This window comes from Microbulbifer hydrolyticus, assembly GCF_009931115.1.
In the GTDB taxonomy this organism is placed as follows: domain Bacteria; phylum Pseudomonadota; class Gammaproteobacteria; order Pseudomonadales; family Cellvibrionaceae; genus Microbulbifer; species Microbulbifer hydrolyticus.
In genome coordinates this window covers 2,794,415-2,819,770 of sequence record NZ_CP047491.1, presented here as the reverse complement: position 1 = coordinate 2,819,770, position 25,356 = coordinate 2,794,415, and the positions used below count along the sequence as shown (strand labels likewise).

23 protein-coding genes are annotated in these 25,356 nt (G+C 59.0%); 13 read left to right on the top strand and 10 right to left on the bottom strand.

The window, feature by feature from the left end:
• Nucleotides 1-165 precede the first annotated feature (165 nt).
• The 3 genes from GTQ55_RS12015 to GTQ55_RS12005 form a co-directional block, all read right to left on the bottom strand.
• On the bottom strand, nucleotides 166-3,099 hold the full coding sequence (locus tag GTQ55_RS12015) for a ribonucleoside-diphosphate reductase subunit alpha (protein ID WP_161858956.1): 2,934 nt from the start codon (nucleotides 3,097-3,099) through the stop codon (nucleotides 166-168).
• A gap of 927 nt (nucleotides 3,100-4,026) precedes the next feature.
• Nucleotides 4,027-4,941 (bottom strand): ornithine carbamoyltransferase, encoded by a 915-nt coding sequence (argF, locus tag GTQ55_RS12010; RefSeq protein ID WP_161858955.1) that lies wholly within the window; start codon nucleotides 4,939-4,941, stop codon nucleotides 4,027-4,029.
• An 18-nt stretch (nucleotides 4,942-4,959) separates the two neighbouring features.
• Nucleotides 4,960-6,147 carry an aspartate aminotransferase family protein gene (locus GTQ55_RS12005; protein WP_202620613.1) on the bottom strand — a complete coding sequence of 396 codons (1,188 nt, stop codon included), beginning with the start codon at nucleotides 6,145-6,147 and terminating at the stop codon, nucleotides 4,960-4,962.
• Between the two features lie 264 nt (nucleotides 6,148-6,411).
• On the opposite strand from GTQ55_RS12005, the gene grxD reads away from it, so the two are divergent.
• Nucleotides 6,412-6,744: a Grx4 family monothiol glutaredoxin gene (grxD, locus tag GTQ55_RS12000; protein ID WP_161858954.1), complete on the top strand. Its 333-nt coding sequence runs from the start codon at nucleotides 6,412-6,414 to the stop codon at nucleotides 6,742-6,744.
• A 75-nt stretch (nucleotides 6,745-6,819) separates the two neighbouring features.
• Here the strand turns inward: grxD and bfr are convergent, their stop codons facing one another.
• The 3 genes from bfr to GTQ55_RS11985 form a co-directional block, all read right to left on the bottom strand.
• Nucleotides 6,820-7,302 carry a bacterioferritin gene (bfr, locus tag GTQ55_RS11995; RefSeq protein ID WP_161858953.1) on the bottom strand — a complete coding sequence of 161 codons (483 nt, stop codon included), beginning with the start codon at nucleotides 7,300-7,302 and terminating at the stop codon, nucleotides 6,820-6,822.
• 315 nt (nucleotides 7,303-7,617) lie between these two features.
• Complete coding sequence (locus tag GTQ55_RS11990) at nucleotides 7,618-8,934, bottom strand: DUF2254 domain-containing protein (RefSeq protein WP_161858952.1); 1,317 nt, start codon at nucleotides 8,932-8,934, stop codon at nucleotides 7,618-7,620.
• 169 nt (nucleotides 8,935-9,103) lie between these two features.
• Nucleotides 9,104-9,316 carry a bacterioferritin-associated ferredoxin gene (locus GTQ55_RS11985; protein WP_161858951.1) on the bottom strand — a complete coding sequence of 71 codons (213 nt, stop codon included), beginning with the start codon at nucleotides 9,314-9,316 and terminating at the stop codon, nucleotides 9,104-9,106.
• A gap of 477 nt (nucleotides 9,317-9,793) precedes the next feature.
• Here GTQ55_RS11985 and GTQ55_RS11980 point away from each other — a divergent pair, with 477 nt between their 5' ends.
• The 8 genes from GTQ55_RS11980 (at nucleotide 9,794) to GTQ55_RS11945 (ending at nucleotide 17,842) form a co-directional block, all read left to right on the top strand.
• A complete protein-coding gene (locus tag GTQ55_RS11980; RefSeq protein ID WP_161858950.1) occupies nucleotides 9,794-10,396 on the top strand; it encodes a peroxiredoxin in 603 nt (200 codons plus the stop codon).
• A 462-nt stretch (nucleotides 10,397-10,858) separates the two neighbouring features.
• Nucleotides 10,859-12,040, top strand: coding sequence for a serine hydrolase domain-containing protein (locus GTQ55_RS11975; protein ID WP_161858949.1), 1,182 nt, complete (start codon nucleotides 10,859-10,861; stop codon nucleotides 12,038-12,040).
• A gap of 116 nt (nucleotides 12,041-12,156) precedes the next feature.
• The gene (gene htpG, locus GTQ55_RS11970) at nucleotides 12,157-14,073 is read left to right on the top strand and encodes a molecular chaperone HtpG (RefSeq protein WP_161858948.1); all 1,917 of its coding nucleotides are present in this window, start codon (nucleotides 12,157-12,159) and stop codon (nucleotides 14,071-14,073) included.
• A 243-nt stretch (nucleotides 14,074-14,316) separates the two neighbouring features.
• Nucleotides 14,317-15,366 (top strand): NAD(P)H-dependent glycerol-3-phosphate dehydrogenase, encoded by a 1,050-nt coding sequence (locus GTQ55_RS11965; protein ID WP_161858947.1) that lies wholly within the window; start codon nucleotides 14,317-14,319, stop codon nucleotides 15,364-15,366.
• Nucleotides 15,367-15,404: 38 nt separating this feature from the next.
• Nucleotides 15,405-15,683: a DUF4389 domain-containing protein gene (locus tag GTQ55_RS11960; RefSeq protein WP_161858946.1), complete on the top strand. Its 279-nt coding sequence runs from the start codon at nucleotides 15,405-15,407 to the stop codon at nucleotides 15,681-15,683.
• 68 nt (nucleotides 15,684-15,751) lie between these two features.
• Complete coding sequence (locus GTQ55_RS11955; protein WP_161858945.1) at nucleotides 15,752-16,342, top strand: DUF4389 domain-containing protein; 591 nt, start codon at nucleotides 15,752-15,754, stop codon at nucleotides 16,340-16,342.
• Between the two features lie 47 nt (nucleotides 16,343-16,389).
• Entirely contained in the window at nucleotides 16,390-16,848 is a 459-nt protein-coding gene (sixA, locus tag GTQ55_RS11950) for a phosphohistidine phosphatase SixA (protein WP_161858944.1), read from the top strand.
• Between the two features lie 118 nt (nucleotides 16,849-16,966).
• Nucleotides 16,967-17,842, top strand: coding sequence for an alpha/beta fold hydrolase (locus tag GTQ55_RS11945; protein ID WP_161858943.1), 876 nt, complete (start codon nucleotides 16,967-16,969; stop codon nucleotides 17,840-17,842).
• A gap of 64 nt (nucleotides 17,843-17,906) precedes the next feature.
• Here GTQ55_RS11945 and GTQ55_RS11940 read toward each other — a convergent pair whose 3' ends face one another.
• A complete protein-coding gene (locus GTQ55_RS11940) occupies nucleotides 17,907-18,263 on the bottom strand; it encodes a 5-carboxymethyl-2-hydroxymuconate Delta-isomerase (RefSeq protein ID WP_161858942.1) in 357 nt (118 codons plus the stop codon).
• A 28-nt stretch (nucleotides 18,264-18,291) separates the two neighbouring features.
• The gene (gene folE / locus GTQ55_RS11935; RefSeq protein ID WP_161858941.1) at nucleotides 18,292-18,831 is read right to left on the bottom strand and encodes a GTP cyclohydrolase I FolE; all 540 of its coding nucleotides are present in this window, start codon (nucleotides 18,829-18,831) and stop codon (nucleotides 18,292-18,294) included.
• Nucleotides 18,832-19,030: 199 nt separating this feature from the next.
• Between folE and prmB the strand changes: the two genes are divergently transcribed.
• Together prmB and aroC are read left to right on the top strand one after the other, a co-directional pair.
• The gene (prmB, locus tag GTQ55_RS11930; RefSeq protein ID WP_161858940.1) at nucleotides 19,031-19,963 is read left to right on the top strand and encodes a 50S ribosomal protein L3 N(5)-glutamine methyltransferase; all 933 of its coding nucleotides are present in this window, start codon (nucleotides 19,031-19,033) and stop codon (nucleotides 19,961-19,963) included.
• 150 nt (nucleotides 19,964-20,113) lie between these two features.
• Nucleotides 20,114-21,214, top strand: coding sequence for a chorismate synthase (gene aroC / locus GTQ55_RS11925; RefSeq protein WP_161858939.1), 1,101 nt, complete (start codon nucleotides 20,114-20,116; stop codon nucleotides 21,212-21,214).
• A 93-nt stretch (nucleotides 21,215-21,307) separates the two neighbouring features.
• Here aroC and GTQ55_RS11920 read toward each other — a convergent pair whose 3' ends face one another.
• Together GTQ55_RS11920 and GTQ55_RS11915 are read right to left on the bottom strand one after the other, a co-directional pair.
• Nucleotides 21,308-22,045: a TIGR04219 family outer membrane beta-barrel protein gene (locus GTQ55_RS11920; RefSeq protein ID WP_161858938.1), complete on the bottom strand. Its 738-nt coding sequence runs from the start codon at nucleotides 22,043-22,045 to the stop codon at nucleotides 21,308-21,310.
• A 108-nt stretch (nucleotides 22,046-22,153) separates the two neighbouring features.
• Complete coding sequence (locus GTQ55_RS11915; protein ID WP_161858937.1) at nucleotides 22,154-23,032, bottom strand: LysR family transcriptional regulator; 879 nt, start codon at nucleotides 23,030-23,032, stop codon at nucleotides 22,154-22,156.
• Between the two features lie 204 nt (nucleotides 23,033-23,236).
• Between GTQ55_RS11915 and leuC the strand changes: the two genes are divergently transcribed.
• Nucleotides 23,237-24,685, top strand: coding sequence for a 3-isopropylmalate dehydratase large subunit (gene leuC, locus GTQ55_RS11910; RefSeq protein WP_161858936.1), 1,449 nt, complete (start codon nucleotides 23,237-23,239; stop codon nucleotides 24,683-24,685).
• Nucleotides 24,685-25,332, top strand: coding sequence for a 3-isopropylmalate dehydratase small subunit (leuD, locus tag GTQ55_RS11905; protein ID WP_161858935.1), 648 nt, complete (start codon nucleotides 24,685-24,687; stop codon nucleotides 25,330-25,332). The genes leuC and leuD overlap by 1 nt, the downstream gene beginning before the upstream one ends.
• Nucleotides 25,333-25,356 lie beyond the last annotated feature (24 nt).

The following is a 25,356-nucleotide window of genomic DNA, read 5'->3' as shown; positions in this document are numbered from 1 at the left end:
GGTGTGCGGGCACAGGTGGTCGAAAGTGTGTGGTGTGCAGCCTGCACCCGGCCCGGACTTATTGTGTCTGGTACCGGGGCGGCGCTCATGGTCTTGGTTGCGCAGTCCCGCGATGGTTTGCGGTTCTGCGCGATGGCTCTCCCCCGAGAGACTTTTAACCTGCGCTTACTGGCAGGCTTCGCAGTCTGGATCGTCCAGGGAGCAGGCCTGCGGCACTGCGGCCGGGGCTGGCTCTGCGGCCGGTGCCGCGCTGGCTGCCGGGGCGCTGCTGCCGGAGCTTACTGCGTTCAGGGTGCCGCCGTTCACGGTGGATTTTTCCGTGCTGGTGGCGGCCAGTGCGCGCAGGTAGTAGGTGGTCTTGAGACCGCGGTACCACGCCATGCGGTAGGTCAGGTCCAGCTTCTTGCCGTTGGCGCCGGCGATGTACAGGTTCAGGGACTGGGCCTGGTCGATCCATTTCTGGCGACGGCTGGCGGCGTCCACGATCCAGCGCGGCTCCACTTCAAACGCGGTGGCGTACTTGGCTTTGAGGTCGGCCGGTACACGGTCGATCTTCTGTACCGAGCCCTCGTAGTACTTGAGGTCGTTGACCATCACCTTGTCCCACAGGCCGCGCGCTTTCAGGTCGTGTACCAGGTAGGGGTTCACTACGGTGAATTCGCCAGACAGGTTCGATTTCACGTACAGGTTCTGGTACGTCGGCTCGATGGACTGGGATACGCCGGTAATGTTGGCAATGGTCGCGGTCGGGGCGATGGCCATGACGTTGGAGTTACGCATGCCCTGGCTGGAGACCTTCTTGCGGACCACATCCCAGTCCAGTGTGCTGCTGGTGTCCTGGTCGATAAACTTGTCGCCGCGGTTCTTGGCCAGAATCTCGATGGAGTCGATCGGCAGTATGCCCTGGCTCCACAGGGAACCCTCGTAGCTGCCGTAAGAGCCGCGCTCTGCCGCCAGATCACTGGAGGTGGAGATGGCGTAGTAGCTGATCGCTTCCATGGTGGTGTCGGCGAACTGTACGGCTTCATCGCTGGAGTAGGAGATACCGGCCTTGTACAGCGCGTCCTGGAAGCCCATCAGGCCCAGGCCCACCGGGCGGTGACGCATGTTGGACTGGCGCGCGGTTTCCACGGAGTAGTAGTTGATGTCGATGACGTTATCGAGCATGCGCACGGCGGTTTTCACGGTGCTTTCCAGCTTGACGGTGTCGAGCTTGCCGTCTTCGCCGATGTGCTGGGACAGGTTTACCGAGCCCAGGTTACAGACCGCGATCTCGTCGTTCGCCTTGGTGTTCAGGGTGATCTCGGTGCACAGGTTGGAGCTGTGTACCACACCGGCGTGCTGCTGGGGGCTGCGCAGGTTACAGGCGTCCTTGAAGGTGATCCAGGGGTGGCCGGTTTCAAACAGCATGCCCAGCATCTTGCGCCACAGGTCGAGCGCGCGCACTTTTTTGTGCAGCTTCAGCTTGCCTTCGGCCGCCAGTTTTTCGTAGTGGGTGAAACGCTCTTCAAACGCATCGCCGAACAGGTCGTGCAGGTCCGGGCAGTCTGCCGGGGAGAAGAGGGTCCACTCCTTGTCTTCGAACACACGCTTCATGAACAGGTCCGGCACCCAGTTGGCGGTGTTCATGTCGTGGGTGCGGCGACGGTCGTCACCGGTGTTCTTGCGCAGCTCGAGGAATTCCTCGATGTCCAGGTGCCAGGTTTCCAGGTAGGCACACACGGCGCCTTTGCGCTTGCCGCCCTGGTTCACTGCTACCGCAGTGTCGTTGGCCACTTTCAGGAAGGGCACAACACCCTGGGATTTGCCGTTGGTGCCTTTGATGTAGGAACCGAGCGAGCGCACCGGGGTCCAGTCGTTACCCAGGCCACCGGCCCACTTGGACAGCATGGCGTTGTCCTGGATGGCACCGTAGATGCCGTGCAGGTCGTCCGGCACGGTGGTCAGGTAGCAGGAGGACAGCTGCGGGCGCAGGGTGCCGGCATTGAACAGGGTCGGGGTGGAGCTCATGTAGTCGAAGGAGCTCAGCAGGTTGTAGAACTCGATCGCGCGGGCGTTCGGGTCTTCTTCATTAATGGCGAGGCCCATGGCCACACGCATGAAGAAAATCTGCGGCAGTTCGAAACGGACTTCATCGGAGTGCAGGAAGTAGCGGTCGTACAGGGTCTGCAGGCCGAGGTAGGTGAACTGGTGATCGCACTCGGGCTTGATCGCGTCGCCCAGGCGCTCCAGGTCGAAGCTGGCCAGTGCCGGATCGAGCAGTTCCAGCTCGATACCCTTTTCTACGTAGGCGGCCAGTGCCGGCTTGTAGAAGGTTTCCATTTCTTTCTGGGTAGCGGACTCGGCAACGCCGAGGAAGCGCAGGGCTTCGGCGCGCAGCTTGTCCAGCAGCAGGAAAGCGGTTGCGTAGGTGTAGTTGGGTTCCTGTTCCACCAGGGTACGCGCGGTGATCACCAGCGCGGTATTGATGTCGGTTTCAGAAACGCCGTCGTACAGGTTGCGCAGTGCTTCGTTCAGGATCAGGGATGCGTCCACATCGGTGAGGCCTTCACAGGCTTCGCGCACGATGGTGCGCAGGCGCTCCATATCCAGTGCCACCAGCGAGCCGTCTTCCATTTTTACGCGGATGCTCGGGTGGGTGTCGGCCGCTTCTTCAGCAACCGGCTTCTGCTTGTCTTTCTCGGCGCGCAGACGGGCGTGCTCTTCGCGGTAGAGGACGTAGTCGCGAGCGATTTTGTGCTCACCGGCGCGCATCAGTTCCAGTTCAACCTGGTCCTGGATTTCTTCGATATGAATGGTGCCGCCGGAAGGCATGCGACGCTTGAAGGTGGCGCTGATGTGGCCGACCAGATCGGATACGCGCTCGTGGATGCGGCTGGAGGCGGCAGCGGTGCCGCCTTCTACAGCGAGGAACGCCTTGGTGACTGCCACGGAGATTTTGCTGTCAGCGTAGGGCACAACGGTGCCGTTGCGCTTGATGACGCGGATCTGACCGGGGGCAGTGGCAGCGAGTGAGGTATTGCTGCTGGCCTGGTCTGCTACCGAATCCTTGGTGGTGCCGTTTGGCACAGACTGGGAGCGCCCTGTCTCTGTGTGCATGAATTTCTCCGTAAAGTTTGCGCGCGTGTCTGGTCGACTTGCTTTGGTTTTTGCTTTGGTTTTTTGCGTTAAATAGCGAATAAATCGGCTTGTGGCCGAAAATCCTGTTTTCCGTACGGTTTACCTGCGTTGCAGTTCAGTAGGCACAAGCACTAGCGGCGAAGCCTGGGCTCCGCTCGGTTAACTCTTGTGGGGTACTGCTTGATACTGCGCTTGAACGTAGGTGCCGCCCTGCGGCCGGGTTGCGTCTCCATGGAGCGCGTGCGGTGGATACTTGCGCCGGCGATTGCATGTGCGCTTACTTATCCACTGGCCCGGTGCCTGTTTATAAGCAGGTTGCGGCTAGTTGGTACGGTTGCGGCCAAACACAATATGTTGTGGTCTGGAATGAGCGCTCTGCGCCGTTTTCCCCGGACTTGTCAGCGTCCCGGGTAGCCCTTTCGGGCCATCCAAACCCTATATGTTGGGGTTCGACCTCGTATGAGCAACAAGATAATGCGATTGAGGGGGTAATTCAAGGCGGATAACTTCGGGGTTACTTGTGGATAATTTGTGGGTAGTCGCTGCGACGTGGATTTTTCCTCCCGCCAGCGCCCGTAACTACTAGGTGGGGATAAAAAGTAACCAGGTACTTTCCGGGCCGGTGGTTTTTAAGAATATTTTTTAATAGTAACGGGGTCTCAAATTAAGCAGGGCAATAATAAAAAGCACTTGCTTATTCCCTGATCAAACCGGCACCGAAAGGTCAATTTTGGCGCCAGAAAGTGGTGGAATCCGCTGCCCCCGCGGTTGAAATTTATCCAGCCTCAGTTGTGGACAACTTTGCCGGTTTGCAACAAAAAGGGCGCCGAACAGGTATTCGGCGCCCTCTTTGATGTCGGATGTCGCAGTTGCCGTGCGGGTGTGGATTACTCCCGCGCGACACGGTCAGTTGCTGCTGTCCAGCAGGAACTCCATCAGTGCCTTCTGCGCGTGCAGGCGGTTTTCCGCTTCGTCCCACACCACTGAGATCTTGTCGTCTTCCAGCAGCTCACCACTCACTTCCTCACCGCGGTGGGCGGGCAGGCAGTGCATGAACACGGCGTCGCTATTGGCGTGACTCATCAGCTCGTGGTCTACCAGGAAGCCTTCAAAGGCCTTGATGCGAATCTGCTGTTCGGTTTCCTGGCCCATGGAGGCCCACACGTCGGTGGCGACCCAGTCGGATCCGCGCACCGCATCTTCCGGCTTGCGGAAAATGGAGACGCGATCGCCGGCGGCGGCGAGGATGCTCTCGTCCGGGTCATAACCCTCGGGGCAGGCGATGCGCAGCTCGAAGTCATACAGGCGGGCGGCGTTGATGTAGGAGTGGCACATGTTGTTGCCGTCACCCACCCAGGTCACCACTTTACCTTCCGGGCTGCCGCGGTGCTCTACATAGGTCTGCAGGTCCGCCAGTAGCTGGCAGGGATGGTAGCTGTCAGAGAGGGCGTTGATCACCGGTACCTTGCTGTACTCGGCAAAGCGCTCCAGCACGTTGTGGCCGAAGGTGCGGATCATCACCATGTCGACCATGCGCGAGATCACCCGCGCACTGTCTTCGATGGGCTCGCCGCGGCCGAGCTGGGTGTCGCGGGGTGACAGGAACAGCGCACTGCCGCCCATCTGCGCCATGCCGGCTTCAAATGAAACCCGGGTACGGGTCGAGGACTTCTCGAAGATCATCCCCAGCACCTTGTTGCGGAAGGGCTCGCTGGCCACCCCCTGGTTGCGCAGGGCCTTGAGCTCGATGGCGCGCTCGACGATGCCGCGCAGCTCGTCTTTGCTCAGGTCGAGGAGGGTAAGAAAATGTCTGACTGCCATGGGTTAATCCTCCGTAAATCAGGCGGCCTGTTGGGCGAAGTCGCGCACCAGGGTGGCGACAGTGGTCGCAATCAGCGTGCTTTCGGCGTCGGTCAGGGTCAGTGGTGGCAACAGGCGCACCACATTGCCGGCGGTCACGTTGATCAGCAGGCCCTGATTGCGGGCCAGCTCCACCAGTTCCCCACAGGGGCGGTCGAGCTCGATGCCGATCAGCAGGCCGAGGCCGCGGATCTCTTTTACGTGGGCACAGCCGGCCAGCTCACTGTTGAGCTGGTCCAGCAACTGGGTGCCGAGGCGCTCTGCGCGTTCGATCAGCCACTCGTTTTCGAGGGTTTCCAGAACTGCCAGGGCGGCGCGGCACGCCAGTGGGTTGCCGCCAAAGGTAGAGCCGTGGGCACCGGCGGTAAACAGTTCGGCGGCTTTGCCGCGCGCCAGGCAGGCGCCGATGGGGACACCATTGCCCAGTCCCTTGGCGGTCGTCACCACGTCCGGCAGCAGGCCATCGTGGTGCTGGTAGGCGAACAGTTTGCCGCTGCGGCCGTTGGCGGTCTGGATTTCGTCGAGCATCAGCATCCAGTCCTGTTGGTCACACAGGCTGCGCAGGCGCGGCAGGTAGTCCGCGTCCGGGATGCGGATGCCGCCCTCGCCCTGTACCGGCTCTACCAGTATGGCGACGATGTCATCGTGTTTGCCGACCAGTTTCTCGATCGCGGCAACATCGTTGTACGGCACCCGCAGGAAGCCTTCCGGCAGCGGAGCAAAGCCCTGCTGGACCTTGGGATTGCCGGTGGCGGTGAGGGTGGCGAGAGTGCGACCGTGAAACGCACCTTCGGTCACGATGATTTTCGGGCAGGCGAGGCCGCGCTCGTTACCGAGCTTGCGCGCCAGTTTGATCGCCGCCTCATTGGCCTCGGCGCCGGAATTGGAGAAAAACACGTTGTCCATGCCCGACAGGGTTACCAGCTTCTCGGCCAGTTGTTCCTGGGGCGGGATGTTGTACAGGTTGGACACGTGCAGCAGGGTGTTGGCCTGCTCCTGGATAGCCTGGGTGACTGCCGGGTGGCAGTGGCCGAGGCCGCACACGGCAATACCGGAGAGGGCGTCGAGATAACGTCGGTCGCTGTCGTCCCACAGGTAGTTGCCTTCACCTCTGACCAGGGTCAGGGTTCTGTTACCGTAGTTTTGCATCAATGCGGGACTGGCCACGTTGCTATCTCCTCTGTAAGTGGGCCGCGAAATTGGTGAAACCGCAGAAAATACGCGGGAGGCGTATTGTGGCCGCAATTTCCCCGGAAAGCCGGCAATACTAGCACAGCCGGGGCCCGGCACCAGTAGGCTGTGCGCGGGGCTGGGCGCCTGCGGGGCGAGGGCGTGCGCAGAAACGGGAATCGGGTACAATGCGCGCTTTCAAGTCGGATTGGCGCCGGGCGCCGGTGCCGGAAATTCCCCAACCCGAGGTATGCTTCCACTATGGATACTCTGGAAAACATCAAACAGCAGATCGCCGATAACGACATTCTGCTTTATATGAAGGGCAGCCCCAACGCGCCCCAGTGTGGTTTTTCCATGCGCGCTTCCCAGGCGATCATGGCCTGTGGCCAGCGCTTTGCCTATGTGGACATTCTGGCGAACCCGGATATCCGCCAGGAACTGCCGAAGTACGCGAACTGGCCGACCTTCCCGCAGCTGTGGGTGAAACAGGAGCTGGTGGGTGGTTGCGATATCATCATGGAAATGTATGAGAGCGGCGAGCTGAAAACGCTGATCGAAGAAGCTACCAAGGATGCTGGCGAGGCCGAGTAACCGGCTTCCCCGGCAAATAAAAAAACCGCGGCAAAGACCGCGGTTTTTTTATGTCTGCAAAATGCCTGGCGCTGTTTATTCTTCCGAGGCACTCGCCATTTGCGTCTGCAGGTAGTTCTGCAGGCCGACCTTGTCGATCAGGCTCAGCTGGGTTTCCAGCCAGTCCACATGTTCTTCTTCCGACTCGAGGATTTTCTCCAGTAGTTCGCGGCTGCCGTAGTCCCGCACGGACTCGCAGTACTCGATGCCGTCGCGCAAGTCGGGAATGGCCTTTTGCTCCAGTTTGAGGTCGCACTTGAGCATCTCTTCGGTGTTTTCACCGATCAGCAGTTTACCCAGGTGTTGCAGGTTGGGGATGCCTTCAAGAAACAGGATCCGCTCGATCAGCCAATCGGCGTGTTTCATCTCGTCGATGGATTCGTGGTATTCCTTGTCTGCCAGCTCTTTCAGGCCCCAGTCCTTGAACATGCGTGAATGCAGGAAGTACTGGTTGATGGCAATCAGCTCGTTACCCAGTGCTTTGTTCAGGTGTTCGATGACTTTGGGATCGCCCTTCATATTTTCTCCTTGAGCCGGATGGCTGTGCCCTGTGCGGGAAATTATTCGTTGATAAACCGTTGATCGCTGCGGCAAAGACCTGGTTCACCAGTGCCTGGCGTTATGGGAATTGTAGAGTCTGCCGCGCGAGATTGTGTGGAGTTTGCGTTGGGGAAAACTACAAGTCAAGCGGGCAATGTCGGCGAACTTGCGGTAAAAACGCGGGAAAATTAACGGGAAAAAAGCCGAAAACTACAACGAGAACGATTGCCGTTTAGATTGTTTGCGCGGGGCTTGTGGGGGGCTTGTAGTGAGGGTGGTGGATTACGCTGGAACTCAATCCAGCGTGTTGCGCATGGTGGCGAGCTGTTTTTTCAGGGTGGCGGTATCAAACCGGTCCTCGATACAGTTTTCACAATCCTCCGACAACCGCTGAAGCAGTGTGTTCATGGCATGGCGATCGGCTTTGCGGGTACAGATCTCCGCGAGTTCCTCCAGCGCGTTCAGCAGGTGGCGCATCACTACACCGCTGTCGCGTCCATATTCACGAATTTCATCCAGTGCTGCCGCCAGTACATCGGCAAAATCCAGCTCGCTGGTTACCAGCCGCAAGATGTTTTCGTCGTCGTGAAAACAATTGGGCAGGGGCGGGCGCTGCAACACGATGCCGACGCCATCAATCAATCGGTCGATACAGGTATAAGCGGTAAACGGGTCATTGATGCCGGGGGAGAGTGCGCGCACGGCAATTTGTGCCAGTTGCCGGACTGAAAAAATCACATCCTGTTCTGCCGTCGGCTGCGGGCCCAGGGTGATGGCTCCATGAATGGCATTGGCAATAGTTTGGCTGTCGATATCCCGGGGAGGATTATAGATGCGGGCCACGCAGCCCCAGTGATAGAGAAAAGCCCCCGGATGTATTTCCAGGCGGATACAGCATTGATGCTTGTGCGCCCAGTCAATCAGTAGCTGGCGGTCGATGCGTTGTATGTACCCTTCTTTGTGCGCGCGCACGCTCAGGGCGTCTTCCCCAAGGTTAAGTTCCCGCAGGTCCATTCGATAATACCGGGAATCCCGGCAGTCTTCGGTGGGGTAGATGTTTTCCAGCGCTGCGCGAAACTCGCGGTTGATGTTGAAGGTGATGTTGTCGATCTGGATCGACTGGGCCACATTGTGGATGAAGTAAATCAGGTAGGCGATACAGGCGAGCGCCATAAGCAGCGCGAAACTGACGGTAAGGGTGTGGCGGTTGTCTGACACACTGGTATCGATGCCACGCATGACCAGCAGTGCATACACAAAGGTGGCGAGAAAGATGCCCAGCGAAACCTGGGTTCGCCGGTCGCGAATAAAGTTGCGCACCAGCCGGGGGCCAAATTGATTGGAGGCGAGGGTAAGGGCAACCGTGGTGATGGAAAACACCGTGCCGGCGACAGTAATGGTGGAGCCGGCAATCGTAGAAAGCAGCGCGCGGGCGCTGTCCGGGTCGCGCAGTCTCAGCCAGCCGAATCCGGGCAGGTGCTCGATGTTCCAGTGCTGGTCGATAGCGAGAAAACCCTGCGCCAACAGGATCGCCATCGTCATCATGATCGCCGGGATCACCCAGAAACTGGCGCGCAGGCGCTCAGAAAGGTGCAGTAGCTGGTTCTTCATTGCGTCCTGATTTCAAGTGGGCGGCGTCAGGCCGTGGCATTAAAGATAGGACAGCAGGGCGGGGTTGCCAGAGATATAAATGAAGGGACGGTGAGCTGGAGCGGGCCGGAGGAGGCGAGGGGTGGGCACCGTGGATTACGGTGCCCCGCGCGGGCTGGGTGACTGACTATCAGCCCGCGGAATAGAAGAGTGCGCTATTCGCTGAGGCCATCGCGCCGGTGGTCATGGTCTCGTCGATGATCTCCTGGGTCAGTTCGGCACAGCGGCCGCACTGGGAAGATACGCCAAGGTGGCGACGCAAAGCCTTCACGGAAGTAGAGCCGTCGTACACAGCTTCTTTGATCTGACTGTCGGTAATGCCTTTACAGATACATACGTACATCGTGGTGACCCTGGCGCAAATAGGCTCGTCTATCAAACGGAGATTGGATCTTATTGGTAATGAGAATAAGTGTCAATAAGATTCTTCGACCGCTCGGTAATCATTCTAGTTGGTTGCAGAGTAGCCAGCAGTCAGATTTGTGACTGGTCGGTTTTGGTCGGGTTTCGGGCTCGGTCCAGACAGCCCCTATAAAAGGACCTCTACAAAGAGTGCCGCGTACGAAAGTGCGGCGGGGAGGTGGGCGATAAACGCGGGATGAAAAGGGCGACATCCGTGATGGAGGCGATGGTGGGAACGGGGTCACACAGGTTTTTGGTGACTGGCGCCTGCTATCGCCTTTATATAAAAATTTAATGGGACTGGCCTAGGCGCCTGTGTATCATAGCGGCCCCCTATCAAGCTTTTATTGATTTATAGCCGAAGGTTATAAATTGAACACATCCAACGTAAATTATTTAACTCATTGAGGAGGTTCTCATGGCCGTATTAGTAGGCAAGCCCGCACCGGATTTCACTGCGGCGGCAGTACTGGGTAATGGCGAGATCGTTGACGCCTTCAACCTGGCGGAAACCATCAAGGGCAAGAAAGCGGTTATCTTTTTCTACCCGCTGGACTTCACCTTTGTATGTCCTTCCGAGCTGATCGCCTTCGATCACCGTTTTGAAGAGTTCAAGAAGCGCGGTGTTGAAGTTATCGGTGTTTCCATCGATTCCCAGTTCTCCCACAACGCCTGGCGTAACACCTCCATCAATGATGGCGGCATCGGCCAGGTCAAGTACACCCTGGTTGCCGACGTGAAGCACGAGATCTGCCAGGCGTACGACGTAGAAGCTGACGCTGGCGTAGCGTTCCGCGGCTCTTTCCTGATCGACGAAGAAGGTACTGTTCGTCACCAGGTAGTCAACGATCTGCCGCTGGGCCGTAACGTTGACGAGATGCTGCGTATGGTTGACGCGCTGGCATTCCACCAGGAGCACGGCGAAGTTTGCCCGGCTGGCTGGCAGGAAGGTGACAAAGGCATGAACGCTTCTCCGGAAGGCGTTGCTGCTTACCTGAGCGAGAACTCCGACAAGCTGTAAGGTGTGTCGGGCTGGGGGCGGCGATCTCGCCCCCTACCGTTAGAAAAACCGCCGCAAGGCGGTTTTTTTATGTCCGCAGAAAGCCCGCCGGTCAGTGAGCAAGGACGTGCCGGTCACGGATTTTGTGAGGGAGTTCGGGCAAAAAATGCGCGACAGTGCGCGTTTGTGCCAGTTTTATTACAATGCCGGCGCAGCCGCTCGTCCAGGGCGGAAGGCGGGTGCTTCCCGCATCGGATTTATGGCGTTTACTGGCCCCGGAGAAAAGGCGTGATTGCCATGAATTTTTCCGCGGGCTGCTAGTCTTAATACAGGTTCCACCACAAACATTCGGCAGGACCGGCTTCGTCCACGGAGCCACCGCCGGGGTAGTCTGCAGTACGGCACATGGTGTTTATCACGGTGATTCAGGGCATCTCCAATCGTTTCCGGGGCCTCCGGAGTACATTGATACCGCTTTTGGCAATGCTGTCAGTCCTGGCTGTGGGCCAGGCAGTGGCGGACAGCGCGCGCCAGGTGAAGTCCGCGCGCACCGGCGGAAAGGCCGTGAGCAAGGACGTTGAAGCAAGCGCCAGGGAATTTGACCGCTATTTTCGCCAGTTGCTGGAGCAGCACGGTATTCCCGGTGCCGCCTACGTGATCGTCGATCACGACCAGATTGTGGCCATGAACACCTATGGTGTCCGGGTCAAGGGCAAGCACTCCAAGGTGAACACACACACGGTATTCCGCCTCGCTTCTGTCTCCAAAACCTTCGCCGCCAGTATGGCCGCGGTTCTTGAGCATGAGCAGAAGTTCAGCTGGGGCGACAAGGTAGTGCGCTATGTGCCCAAGCTCCGATTTAAGACTCCGGCGCTGTCCATGCAGCTACAGGTACAGCACCTGCTGAGTCACTCCTCCGGGCTGACCCCCAACGCCTACGACAACTACCTGGAAGACAACCGGCCCCTGTCCAAGATCCTGCCGATGTTTGCCACCATCGACCCCCACTGCAAGCCGGGCAAGTGCTACGGCTACCAGAACGTACTGTTCAGCCTGATCGAAGACGTTATCCAGAAAGCCACCGGCGTGCCCTATAGCCGCCAGCTCAAGGAGCGCTTCTTTGCCCCGCTGGAGATGGAGGATGCGTCCCTGGGCTGGGAGAGCTTTATGGCTGCCGACAACCGCGCGGCGCCCCATGTGCAGACCGGCCGCGGCTGGCGCCCGGTGAAAGTGGAAAAAGAATACTACCTGGCCGCGCCCGCGGCGGGAGTGAATGCCAGTATCACCGACATGGGGCAGTGGCTGAAGGCGCAGATGGGGTACTACCCGGATGTGCTGTCTCACGACGTGATTGATGACCTCACCACCGAGCGGGTGGAAACCCGCCGTCACCTGCGCCACCGCATCTGGCGTGACTACATAGATCATGCCGGTTACGGCCTCGGCTGGCGCCTGTACAGCGTTGGCGATGATCGCATTATCTTCCACGGCGGCTGGGTGGCCGGTTTCCGTGCCGCGGTAGCCTACTCCGAGAAGCGCAAGGTAGGGATCGCGATCCTGATGAATGCCGAGTCGCGCGTGATCTCGGATCTCACCGGCAACTTCATTGCCGATATCACCGGCCGCGGAAAGCTGGTGCAGGCGATTGCCGCCGCGAAAAAGTAGCCCCAGTCCCCCCCGGCGGAGCCTCCACTGAAAATCGGGCGTTAATCAGCGCTTGAATTGGTCGTGCGCGGCCCAATATCTGCTTCCCTGAATTTGATTTAGGGGAGAACCGATCCATGACAGTTGAGGCGCATAAAGAGAGCCACGGCTTCCAGACAGAAGCCAAGCAGCTGCTGCACCTGATGATCCACTCGCTGTACTCCAACAAGGAGATTTTCCTGCGCGAGCTGGTTTCCAACGCATCCGACGCCGCTGACAAGCTGCGTTTTGAAGCCCTCTCCAAGCCGGAACTACTGGCGGAAGACCCGGATCTGCGCATCCGTATCGAGTTCGACAAAGACGCCGGCACCCTGACCATCAGCGACAACGGCATTGGCATGAGTCGCGATGAGGTGATCGAGAACCTCGGCACCATCGCCCGCTCCGGTACCGCCAGCTTCATGCAGAACCTGACCGGCGACCAGAAGAAAGACGCCCACCTGATCGGCCAGTTCGGGGTCGGTTTCTACTCCGCGTTTATCGTTGCCGACAAGGTCGATGTGTTCACGCGCCGCGCCGGTGTGGACGCCAGCCAGGGTGTGCACTGGGAATGCAGCGGCGAAGCGGAATACGAAGTGGAAAACGTCGAGTGGCCGCAGCGCGGTACCCGTGTGGTGCTGCACCTGAAGGACGACGCCGCGGAATTCGCCGATGACTGGCGCCTGCGCTCCATCATCAAAAAGTACTCCGACCACATCGCCATTCCGGTGGAGATGCTGAAGCAGGAAGCGCCCTCTGCGGAAGAGGGCGAGGACAAAGAAGAAAAGGCGCCCGAATTCGAGGCAGTTAACGCCGCCCAGGCCCTGTGGACCCGCCCGCGCTCCGAGCTGAAATCCGAGGAGTACAAGGAGTTCTACAAGCACATCTCCCACGATTTCGACGACCCGCTCACCTGGAGCCATAACCGGGTGGAAGGCAAGCTCGATTACACCAGCCTGCTGTACATTCCGGCGCGCGCGCCGTATGACCTGTACCAGCGCGACGCCGCCCGCGGCCTCAAGCTGTACGTACAGCGCACCTTCATCATGGACGACGCCGAGCAGTTCCTGCCGTTGTACCTGCGCTTTGTAAAAGGTGTGCTGGACTCCAACGACCTGCCGCTGAACGTGTCGCGCGAGATCCTGCAGAAGGACCAGAACACCGATGCGATCAAGAGCGCGCTGACCAAGCGTGTGCTGGATATGCTGGACAAGCTGGCGAAGAAAGACGTGGATCAGTACCAGAAGTTCTGGGACCTGTTCGGCTCGGTTATGAAGGAAGGCCCGGCAGAAGATTTCTCCAACAAGGAGAAAATTGCCAAGCTGCTGCGTTTCTCCACCACCCACACCGACAGCGACAAGCAGGACCAGTCCCTGGAAGACTATGTGGGTCGTATGAAGGACGGCCAGAAGCACATCTACTACGTATGCGCGGACAACTTCGCCACCGCCAAGTCTTCCCCTTACCTGGAAGTCTTCCGCAAGAAGGGGATCGAGGTGCTGCTGCTCACCGATCAGGTGGACGAGTGGTTCGTAGGCCATATGCAGGAGTTCGACGGCAAGCAGTTCCAGGACGTGGCCAAGGGCGCGCTGGACCTGGGTGAAGCCGAGGACGAGGACGACAAGGCCGAGCGCGAAAAGGTAGAGAAAGAATCCGGTGCGCTGGTCGAGCGGGTCAAGGAAGTGCTGGAAGCGCGCGTGGAAGATGTGCGTGCGACCACGCGCCTGGTGGATTCCCCGGCGTGTCTGGTGGCCAGCGACAACGATATGGGACTGCAGATGCGCCGTATTCTGGAGCAGGCGGGCCAGTCGCTGCCGGAAGGCAAGCCCATCTTCGAACTGAACCCGAACCACCCGCTGGTGCAGCGTCTGGATCAGGAGCAGGATGAGGACCGCTTTGCCGACCTCACCAACATCCTGATGGACCAGGCCAACCTGGCAGCGGGCAACCAGCTGGCGGATCCGGCCGACTATGTGCGTCGCCTGAACGCACTGTTGCTCGAGCTCAACAGCTAATACCCGAGCACGTTCCCGGCTGGCTACGCCAGCCGGGAAATTTCCTTCTTTTTCCTATCGCAGCCGCGGACGCTCCAGTCTGGGCTATATTATTTTCTTGTCGGTTTTTTGCGCTAATTGGTCGTCAAAAGACGACATTTATTGGTGAACTTGGCAAAAGTGACCAATTTTCTAGCGGGCCGTTGGGCCTTGCCCTCTGGCTCCGTATAATCCCCTGCTGCACAGCAAATATTACAGAGCGTTATGACCCAGAGAGACGTATCCTCAAGCGCCCCTGAATCCCGTTACTCCATTGCGGTTCTCGGCGGTGGCAGCTTTGGCACCGCCATTGCCAATATTGTTGCCGGTAACGGCCACGATACCCGGCAGTGGATGCGCGACCCGGAGCGCGCGGCCGCCTGTATGGCGCAGCGGGAAAACCAGTATTACCTGCCGGGGGTTGCCCTGCACCCGGACCTCAATGTCACTGCCGACCTGGAGCAGGCCGTAAGCGGCTGCCAGATTGTGTTTGTGGCCATCCCCAGCAAGTCCTTCCGCGAGGTGGTTCACCGCGCTGCGCCGGCACTGGCGCCGGGGACCATGCTGATTTCCCTCACCAAGGGGATCGAGCACGACCAGTTCCACCTGATGAGCGACATCCTGCGGGAGGAAACCGAGGGTATGCGCGTGGGGGTGTTGAGTGGCCCCAACTTTGCCAAGGAAATCGTCGCCGCCCATTACACCGCGACCGTGGTTGCCAGTGAGGACGAGTCCCTGTGCAACACCATTCAGAAAGTGCTGCACTCCGAAACTTTCCGGGTTTACTCCAGCAACGATGTGTTCGGTGTTGAGCTGGCCGGTGCGCTTAAGAACATTTACGCTATCGTCACCGGCATGGCCGTGGCGCTTGGCCGCGGGCAGAACACCACCAGCCTGCTGATCACCCGTGCACTGGCTGAAATGATGCGCTTTGCCGAGGCCATGGGCGCGGACCCGATGACATTTATCGGTCTCGCCGGGGTGGGCGACCTGATTCTCACCTGTTCTTCAGATCTCAGCCGCAACTACCGGGTGGGCTACCTGGTGGGCAAGGGCAAGAAACTGGATGAGGCGGTGACGGAAATCGGCCAGGTGGCGGAAGGGGTGAACACCGTTCGTCTGATTAAGGCCAAAGCCGATGAATTGGGCGTCTACATGCCCTTGGTTTCTGCAATTCACGCCATATTATTTGAAGGTACCCCGATTCCCACGGTGATTCGCGAGCTGATGTCTGGCGAGCAGACGTTTGATGTGGCCTATTCCGCCAAGACCTGATGTGCCCGTGGCCCAATTCTCTACCGATAGGACGTGCAATGAATAACGAACAGCTAAAGCACAATCTGACCTCCACCGATCACTGGCTGCGGCTGCTGTTCATGGTGTTGTTTGTGATCCTGATGGAAGTGGCCGGTATGGTCATGCTGGCCACCATCGTTCTGCAGTTTCTTTTCTCGATTGTGTCTGGCACTCCGAACGACAACCTTCGCCAACTCGGCAGCCAGATTGCATCCTATATTTATCAGATCCTGCAGTTCCTGATTTACAACACTGAAGAGAAGCCATTCCCGTTTGCGGAGTGGCCGCAGCCCTGATCCTCGCCCGGCCGGCATCCGCCGGCCAAATTTTTTGTGGTGCCCAACAACGGACTGGTGATCGCCCAATGAGCAACGAAGAACTGAAACAAAACCTGACCTCCTCCAACCAGTGGCTGCGCCTGCTTTACATGGTGCTTTTTGCGGTGCTGCTGGAAATTGCCGGCTTCGTCATGCTGGCTGTCGTAATCGCCCAATTCCTGTTCGCCATTTTTACCGGCAGCGCCAACGATAACCTGCGCCGCCTCGGTGACCAGATTGCCTCGTACATCTACCAGACACTGCAGTTCCTGATTTACAACTCGGAAGAAAAACCGTTCCCGTTTTCCGAGTGGCCGGAATCCGAGGAAGAAGACCTGTCTACCTACGAAAGTGCCGAAGAGATTGATGGAGAGGTCATCAGTGCAGACGATGAGGAAGTCGTGGCCGAGTCGGCAGAGTCCGACGCGAATGATGATGCCGTAGAATCAGCGCCGAAGGCGGACGCCAGCAGTGAGAAAAAACCTGCTAAGCGCAACAAGGCTGCGCAGGCGGAGGCGGAAAAACCCGAGGAGGATTCCGTCATAGAACTGGGCGGGGATTCCGCACAAAGCACATCCGAGGCCACCGAAACCACCGCTGCCGACAGTGACGACAAGCCCTCCGGTGACAAGAAATAAGCTATAACCTATTGGGCCGGCTGGAAAATATTTGACGGGAGACGGTAGTGCTGTTGTTTGTCATGCGTCACGGCCATGCTGAGCCTTTCAGCAAAAGTGACGAAACCCGGGCGCTGACCGATGAAGGGCGCGAAGAGGTGGCGGCGATCTGTAAGGAGCGCGCGTCCGAGCTGGCGCAGGTAAAAACCATCTGGGCCAGCCCCTTTGTACGTACCCGGCAGACGGCCAAAATCGTCGCGCAGACCTTCGGGCGGGAAGTCGAGGTCCAGGAACTGCTCACCGGCGATACATCGGTCAGTGTTCTTCTCGATGCGCTGGCCGAAGTCGACGAGTCGGTATTCCCTCTTATGCTGGTCAGCCACCAGCCCCTCGTTGGCAGCCTGGTAAACGGACTCTGCGGCAGCGGGGACGAACACCCCATGGGTACCGCCAGCCTGGCCTGCCTGCGCGCAGATGTATGGGCGCGGGACTGTGCCGAGCTTGAGTGGCTGCAGCACAAGCCGTAAATACCGGCCGGTAGCGGCAGCGGTCAACACTGGCCATTCAATCTGAACCCTGTGGCCATTGAGAGTGCAGGGCGCCGCTGTCAGCATCCGGGCTCAAGTCTGACAACACTGCAATTTCATGAGCCATTCTTCCCGCGACGTTTTCCGTGACATTACCCTCGATATCCAGGGCAATACCATTGCCGCGCGCCAATGGGGCAATCCCGACGGCGTGCCGGTACTGGCGCTGCACGGCTGGCTGGATAACTGTGCCAGCTTCGACGCCATGGCCCCGTTTCTTGCCGAGCTCAACCTGGTCGCGGTGGATCTCGCCGGGCACGGGCAGAGTTATCACCGTCATCGTGACGCCAATTACACCATATGGACGGAAATCGAGGATGTGCTGGGGATCGCTGACGCGCTGGGCTGGGAAGCCTTCTCCATACTTGCGCATTCTCGCGGGGCCGTGATTGCCACCATTACCGCGGCCACGTTTCCGGAGCGGGTGCAGCGCTTGGCGCTGATCGACGGACTGGTACCGCCGCCGGCAACCGATGCGGAAGCACCGGACACATTGCGCCGGGGGATCGAGCAGCGTGCGCGCTACCGGGCACGCGAGTCAAAGGTGTTCAGCTCGCTGGATGTGGCGACCACCGCGCGCAAGAACGGGCTGTTCAAGCTGAGTGATGATGCCGCCCGCCGGCTGGTCATGCGCGGAGTGCGTCGCTGCGAGGGTGGCTACACCTGGAGCAACGATCCACAGCTGCTGGCGAGTTCACTGGCGAAATTAAATGAAGCGCAGGTGGAGGCGTTCCTGGGCCGCGTCACCATGCCGATTCGTCTGGCACTGGGGAAGGATGGTATTCAGGGAATGATTGAGCGTATCCGCCCGGTTGCCGAGCAGCACCCGAATATCCAGCTGCGGGAATTTGCCGGGGGGCATCACCTGCACATGGAGGATGCTGCCGAGGCAATCGCCTGCTGGTTTCTGCCGTTTCTTGAAGACAGAGACTAGGCTGGGGGCCTCTGGCGAGAGTCCCGGGGAGGTGAGTGCCGGCGGGGAATGCGGTAGCGAGGGGCTAAAACGGAATGCGCTTGGAGTAGCTCGCTTTTTCCATGTCCCGGATTTCCACGGAAATCTCCGGTACTTCCGGGGCCGCTTCACACAGGTAATTGAAGATCGCTGCGCTCAGGTCTTCTTTCTGCTGCACCGTACGCCCTTCCAGGATCCGCACTTCCGCGTGAATAAACAGGTTGCTCGACCCTTCATGGTTTTTGCCGAGCACGAAGTCGCGGTAGGGCAGGGCGCGGGTTTTAATCGCGCTCGCATTGAAGAGTCCGGTATCGCTCATTGCCTGCTGGCCATTGCTGACCAGCGCGGAAATCGAAATGCTGTCTTCCAGCTTTTGCGAATACTCAATCACCAGGTGCGGCATTGTCGGACTCCCCTTGCTTCTCTAGTCGTTAACGGATCAGGGACAGGAACTCGTTGCGCGTGGCCTGCTGGCTGCGGAAAGAGCCCAGCATGGCCGAGGTTTTCATCACCGAGTTCTGCTTCTCCACACCGCGCATCATCATGCACATGTGCTTGGCTTCGATGATCACACCGACGCCGGCGGCGCCGGTTACCTGCTGGATGGTTTCCGCAACTTCCACGGTCAGTTGCTCCTGAATCTGCAAACGGCGGGCAAACATGTCTACAATGCGCGCCACCTTGGACAGGCCAAGTACCTTGCCATCGGGAATGTACGCCACGTGTGCCTTGCCGATAAACGGCAACAGGTGGTGCTCACACAGGGAGTACAGCTCAATATCCTTTACCAGCACCATCTCGCTGCAGGTGGAGGGGAAGAGGGCGTCGTTGACCACTTCGTCCAGCGTCTGCTGGTAGCCCTGGGTGAGGTACTGCATGGCCTTGGCGGCGCGCAGGGGCGTGTCTTTCAGGCCCGGGCGGTTCAGGTCTTCACCGATGGCTTCAATAATTTGCGCGTATTGTTCTTTCATGTCTGTCAGCTTCCAACGTCTCGCCCCGGGACTAACATAGCGTTGCCAGCTCGCCAGGCACACAGACACTGGAGATGACGGGGCGTCGATATCGCCGGTAACCCGGCGGCACAGAGGAGTCACGGAGACTCCGGAGGGTGCGCTACCCTAAGCCTTTGTGTAGCGGTAGTAAAGCGCCAAAACTCGAGGAAACAGGCTAATGATAGAGAAACGTGAGTCCAATCTGCACGAATTGCACACGGTATTGGACTATGTGCGCTGGGGGGCAAGCCGGTTTAATGAAGAAAACCTGTGGTTTGGTCACGGAACCGACAACGCCTGGGACGAAGCCGTCCTGCTGGTCACCCATGCCCTGCACCTGCCGGTAGACAGCAAGCCGGAGATCCTGCAGGCGCGGCTGACCATGGACGAGCGCCGCCGGGTGATGGAATTACTGGACAAGCGGGTCGATCAGCGGCTGCCAGCGCCTTATCTCACCAATGAGGCGTGGTTCTGCGACATGCCGTTCTATGTGGACGAGCGGGTACTGGTGCCGCGCTCGCCCATCGGCGAGCTGATCCGCCAGCACTTCGAGCCGTGGCTGCAGCAGGAGCCGCTCGCCATCCTCGACCTCTGCTGTGGCAGCGGCTGTATCGGTATCGCCTGCGCGGACACCTTCCCCGGGGCGCGCGTCGATCTCAGCGATATTTCCGCCGATGCCATAGCGGTGGCACAGATCAACATCAACCGCCACCAGCGCAACGATGAAGTGCGTGCGGTGCAGTCGGACCTGTTTGCCGGTCTCACGGGCTTCAGTTACGACCTGATTGTCAGCAACCCGCCGTACGTGGATGCGCGTGACCTGGCGGAGATGCCGGCGGAATACCACGCTGAGCCGGGCCTGGCGCTGGGCTCCGGTGATGACGGCCTCGACTTTACCCGCCGCCTGCTGCTGGAGGCGCCGGACTATCTGCAGCCCGAGGGCATTCTGGTGTGTGAGGTGGGCAATAGCTGGGAAGCGCTTGAAGAGGCTTATCCGCGGGTGCCGTTTATGTGGCCGGAGCTGGAAGATGGCGGACACGGGGTGTTTATCCTGACCCGTGAAGATCTGCTGGCCTGCCGGGAGTTTTTTGAGGATGGTGTCGCCCATTAATTATTAAATGCGACTCGGCTTTGGGCGAAGGCACCCTACCGGTGCCGCCACAGGATGCTATTTCGAAGCACGATAAAAGCGCGAAGTCAGAGATTCCTCTATAATGCGCCGCTTTCATCGAATAATTCACTGGGGTAGGGAATACCGGATATGTCGGGCAACACTTTTGGCAAGTTGTTTTGTGTCACCACCTTTGGCGAGAGCCACGGCCATGCGCTGGGTTGTATCGTCGATGGCTGCCCTCCGGGACTGGAAATCACCGCCGAGGAAATCCAGCTGGAACTGGATCGCCGCAAACCCGGCACCTCCCGCTATACCACCCAGCGCCGCGAAGCGGACGAAGTGAAAATTCTCTCCGGCGTGTTTGAAGGCAAGACCACCGGAACGCCGATTGGCCTGCTGATCGAAAACACCGACCAGCGCTCCAAAGACTACGCCAATATCGCCGAGCAGATCCGCCCGGCCCACGCCGACTACACCTACTGGGCAAAATACGGCCTGCGCGACTACCGCGGTGGTGGTCGTTCGTCCGCGCGCGAGACCGCCATGCGGGTCGCCGCGGGCGCTATCGCCAAGAAATGGCTGAAGCAGCAATTTGGCATCGAGGTGCGCGGCTACCTGTCCCAGCTCGGTCCGATCAAAGTGGGCAAGCTCGACTGGTCCCAGGTGGATCAGAACCCGTTCTTCTGCCCGGATGCGGACAAGGTGCCGGAGATGGAAGAGTACATGCAGGCACTGATCAAGGAAGGTAACTCCATCGGTGCACGCATTTCCGTGCACGCCAGCGGTGTGCCCGCAGGTCTCGGCGAGCCCATCTTCGACCGCCTGGACGCCGACCTGGCGCACGCATTGATGAGTATCAATGCGGTAAAGGGCGTGGAGATCGGAGCGGGTTTCGCCTCGGTAGAACAGAAGGGCACCGAGCACCGGGATGAGATTACCCAAGACGGTTTCCAGTCCAACAACGCCGGTGGCGTGCTGGGTGGTATTTCCAGTGGGCAGGAGCTGATCGCACATATCGCGCTCAAGCCGACCTCCAGCCTGCGCATTCCGGGCAACAGCCTGGATACCAACGGCAACCCGATTGAAGTGGTGACCAAAGGGCGTCACGACCCATGCGTTGGCATACGCGCTACGCCGATTGCCGAGGCGATGATGGCGCTGGTGCTGGTGGACCACGTGCTGCGCCAGCGGGGGCAGAATGCCGATGTGGAATTCGGGTTGAAGATTCCCGCCGGCGTGTCTGAATAAAGCGCCGAATTGCCGTCACAAAAACGGCAGGCACAAAAAAGGCGGAGCGCCAAAAGCACTCCGCCTTTTTTGTGCCTGCGTGTAATCCGCGGATTACAGGTGCAGGTTCAGGCCGAGGTAGGGGCCTTTGATTTCCAGGTCGCTCTGCAGGGCGTCCAGCTCTTTCACGTCCAGGGACATGGCGCGGTAACCGGCCTCAATGGCGAAGTCCAGTGCCGGTACGAAGTCCCAGCGGATCTTGGCGGAGAGATCGGTGTGGCTGTCGCCGTTGTAGCTGGTGCCGTTGCCCTGGGCAATGATGGACCAGCCGGTAAACGGCAGGTCGAAGCGGGCTACGCCGTAGACCATGGGCAGTACGCCGGAGAGTTCGATGTTTTCAGACTGGAAGTCGCTGGTCGCGGACAGTTCACCGCTGTACTGACGCGCGGTCACACCCAGGTCCAGGTTCACCCAGTTATCCAGAATTTCGTAGTACAGGGTGGCGTCGGTGTGGGTCAGATTCATGTCTGCCGTCACATCGGAGCCGATCAGGAAGGTTTCGTCGGCGAAGGTGACGCTGTCGCTCAGCATGGCAGAGCCGCTGGTTTCAATCTTGCTGTGGGCCACCAGAATGTTCGGGATCAGCGGGATTGGGTGCTCCAGCGCCGCCTGGATAAAGGTGGCGTTGTCTTCGGCGAGGGCAAACTCGTCCACATTGAAGCTGTCTACGCCCACTGCGCCGCTGTAGGCGGGTTTCCAGGCGCCCAGGGTGGCATCAAAGCCGAGGATGGTGTCGGCGCTGACGGTGGTAGAGGCCAGTGCAGCACAGATAGCCAGAGTAATTTTTTTCATTTTAGTTTCGCTCCCGTTGAATTCTGCGGCGAATTCTACAACCTTTTTATGAAATGTCCCGGAACAGTTTGGTGAATTTGAGACCTTTTCACGCGCTGGGGTGGCTATTCACAGCCCCCGGGCCTCTTTGAACAGGAGTTGCTGCAGGGCATTGGCGGCATTGCTGAGGGTACGGTTGCGGTGATAGATGATGCCGAGATTGCGCACAATGCTGAGCTGGGGCATGGGAAGCTCGGCAAGGGTCTCGTCCACCAGGGTTTTGGGCAGCACACTCCAGCCGAGACCGACGCCGGCCATCATTTTGATGGTTTCCAGAAAATTGGTGGCCAGTTTGGCGGTCAGTTTGAGTCCGTGGGCATCGAACTGGCGCTTGATCAGGCGTCCCGTATAGGTATTGAGGTCGGGCAGGATCGCCGGGTACTGCGCCAGTGCCGGCAGGTCCAGCTCCGGCATCTGTGCCAGTGGATGGTCTGGCGCGGCCACGACCACACAGGGGTCCGGCCAGATGATCTGGGCATTGAGATTGGGATAGTCCTTGAGCGCGAGGGTCACCACCGCAAGCTCGTATTCGCCCGCCATCAGGGCTTCGTAGGCCTGTTCGGAATCGAGGAAGTCGATGTCGAGGGCAACGTCCGGGTACAGGTTGCTGAATTCCCGCAACACCGGCGGCAGGTGGTGAAGGCCGACGTGGTGGCTGGTGGCAATGCGCAGGCTGCCTCCGATGGTTTCGCCGAGGCTTCTGAGTTCTCGTTCCGCATCACTCACTTCGTTCAGTATGTGGCGGGCGCGGGGGAGGAGGGCGCGGCCTGCGTTGGTGAGCTGGAGTTTGCGGCCGATCCGGTCAAACAGGGGCGCTCCCAGCTGCTGTTCGAGGGAGGCCAGGCGTTTGCTCACTGCGGGCTGGGTCAGGTGCAGTTGTTCGGCGGCTTCTGAAACGGAGCCCTGTTCGGTTACTGCGAGGAAGGCTCTGAGCCACTGGATTTCCATGGGCGAACTCTTAGTAGTGTGGCAGCGCTGCCACTCGGGTTGCGGACGCTTCGAAGGAATGGTGCCGGCAGGGCTGTTATCGGGGTAGCGCCGCTGCCATTGTTGGTATTCCAAAATCGAATGCGCCATATAATAAATATAAATTGATGTTATTCAATGCCCCCCCTAGACTCCCGCATGTTATCCATAGAGGAGATGGGGCTAATGGGCCAGCAAGAGCACAAAAAACAGACGCTTTACGACAAGCTCTGGGACGACCATTTGGTCAAGAGCCGTGATGACGGCACCGCACTGATTTATATCGACCGCCACCTGATTCACGAAGTGACCTCGCCCCAGGCCTTCGAAGGCCTGCGCCTGGCCGGTCGTAAACCCTGGCGCACGGATTCCGTGGTTGCCACACCAGATCACAATGTACCGTCCGATGCCGCTGAGCGCGCCGGCGGTATTGAGGGTATCCAGGACGAAGTGTCCCGTATCCAGGTGAGGACCCTGGATGAGAACTGCAGTGAGTTCGGTATCGTCGAGTTCGGCATCAACGATCCCGGCCAGGGCATTGTGCATGTGATCGGCCCGGAAACTGGCGTGACCCTGCCGGGCATGACCGTGGTCTGTGGTGACTCCCACACTTCCACCCACGGTGCACTGGGTGCACTGGCCCACGGTATCGGCACTTCCGAGGTCGAGCACGTGATGGCCACGCAGTGCCTGATCCAGAAGAAAATGAAGAACATGCTGGTGCGCGTGGACGGTGAACTCGGTCCGGGCGTTACCGCCAAAGATGTGGTGCTGGCGATTATCGGCAAGATCGGCACTGCCGGCGGTACCGGTTATGCCATCGAGTTCGGTGGTTCTGCGATCCGCAGTTTGTCGATGGAAGGCCGCATGACCATCTGCAACATGGCGATTGAAGCCGGCGCACGCGCGGGCATGGTGGCTGTGGATCAGGTAACCCTGGACTACGTCAAAGGCAAGCCCTATGCCCCCAAGGGGGAACAGTGGGACAAGGCGGTGGAAAACTGGAGCCGCCTGCACTCCGACGATGGCGCGCACTTTGATGCGGTGGTTGAACTGAAAGCGGAAGAAATTGAGCCTCAGGTCAGCTGGGGTACTTCTCCGGAAATGGTTGCGCCCGTCAGTGCGCTGGTGCCAGATCCCGCGGCGGAGAGCGATGCGACTAAAAAGTCCGGCATCGAGCGCGCACTGGAATATATGGGCCTGAAGGCCGGCCAGAAGATTACCGATATCAACCTGGACCGTGTATTTATCGGTTCCTGCACCAACTCGCGAATCGAAGATTTGCGTGCAGCGGCGGCGGTGGCCAAGGGGCACAAGAAGGCCGATAGCGTCAAGCAGGTGCTGGTTGTTCCGGGTTCCCAGTCGGTAAAACTGCAGGCGGAGAAAGAAGGTCTGGACAAGGTGTTTATCGAGGCGGGATTTGAGTGGCGCGAGCCATCCTGTTCCATGTGTCTGGCAATGAATGCGGACAAATTGGGCGCGGGCGAGCACTGTGCATCGACGTCCAACCGTAACTTTGAAGGCCGTCAGGGCTACGGTGGTCGCACCCATCTGGTGAGTCCGAGCATGGCCGCGGCGGCGGCCATTGCCGGTCACTTTGTGGATGTGCGTGAAATGCAGAAGGAGGCGGTCTGATGAAAGCTTTTACCCAACACAAGGGCGTGGCCGCGCCCATGGATCGCGCCAATGTGGATACCGACCTGATCATTCCCAAGCAGTTTTTAAAGTCGATCAAGCGTACCGGTTTCGGCCCGAACCTGTTTGATGAGCTGCGTTACCTCGACGAGGGGCAGCCCGGCCAGGACTGCAGTAACCGTCCGCTCAACCCGGAGTTTCCGTTGAATCACCCCCGTTATGAAGGTGCTTCGGTACTGCTGGCGCGCAAGAACTTCGGCTGTGGTTCCAGCCGCGAACACGCGCCATGGGCACTGGACGACTACGGTTTCCGCGCGGTGATTGCACCGAGTTTTGCGGATATTTTCTTTAACAACTGTTTCAAGAATGGGCTGTTGCCGATCGTTCTGGACGAAGACACCATCGAACAGCTGTTCCAGGAAATGTACGCTGAGGAAGGCTACGCGCTGACCATCGACCTGGAAAACCAGCAGGTGATCAAACCCAACGGCGAAGCCATCGCGTTTGAAGTGGATGCGTTCCGCAAGCATTGCCTGCTGAATGGCCTCGACGATATCGGGTTGACGCTGGAAGACGCGGATGCGATTCGTGTATATGAGGCCAAGCGTCGCGAACAGGCGCCGTGGCTGTTTGATGCCGTGAAGTAACCCGCGAACAGAATAATTGGAAAA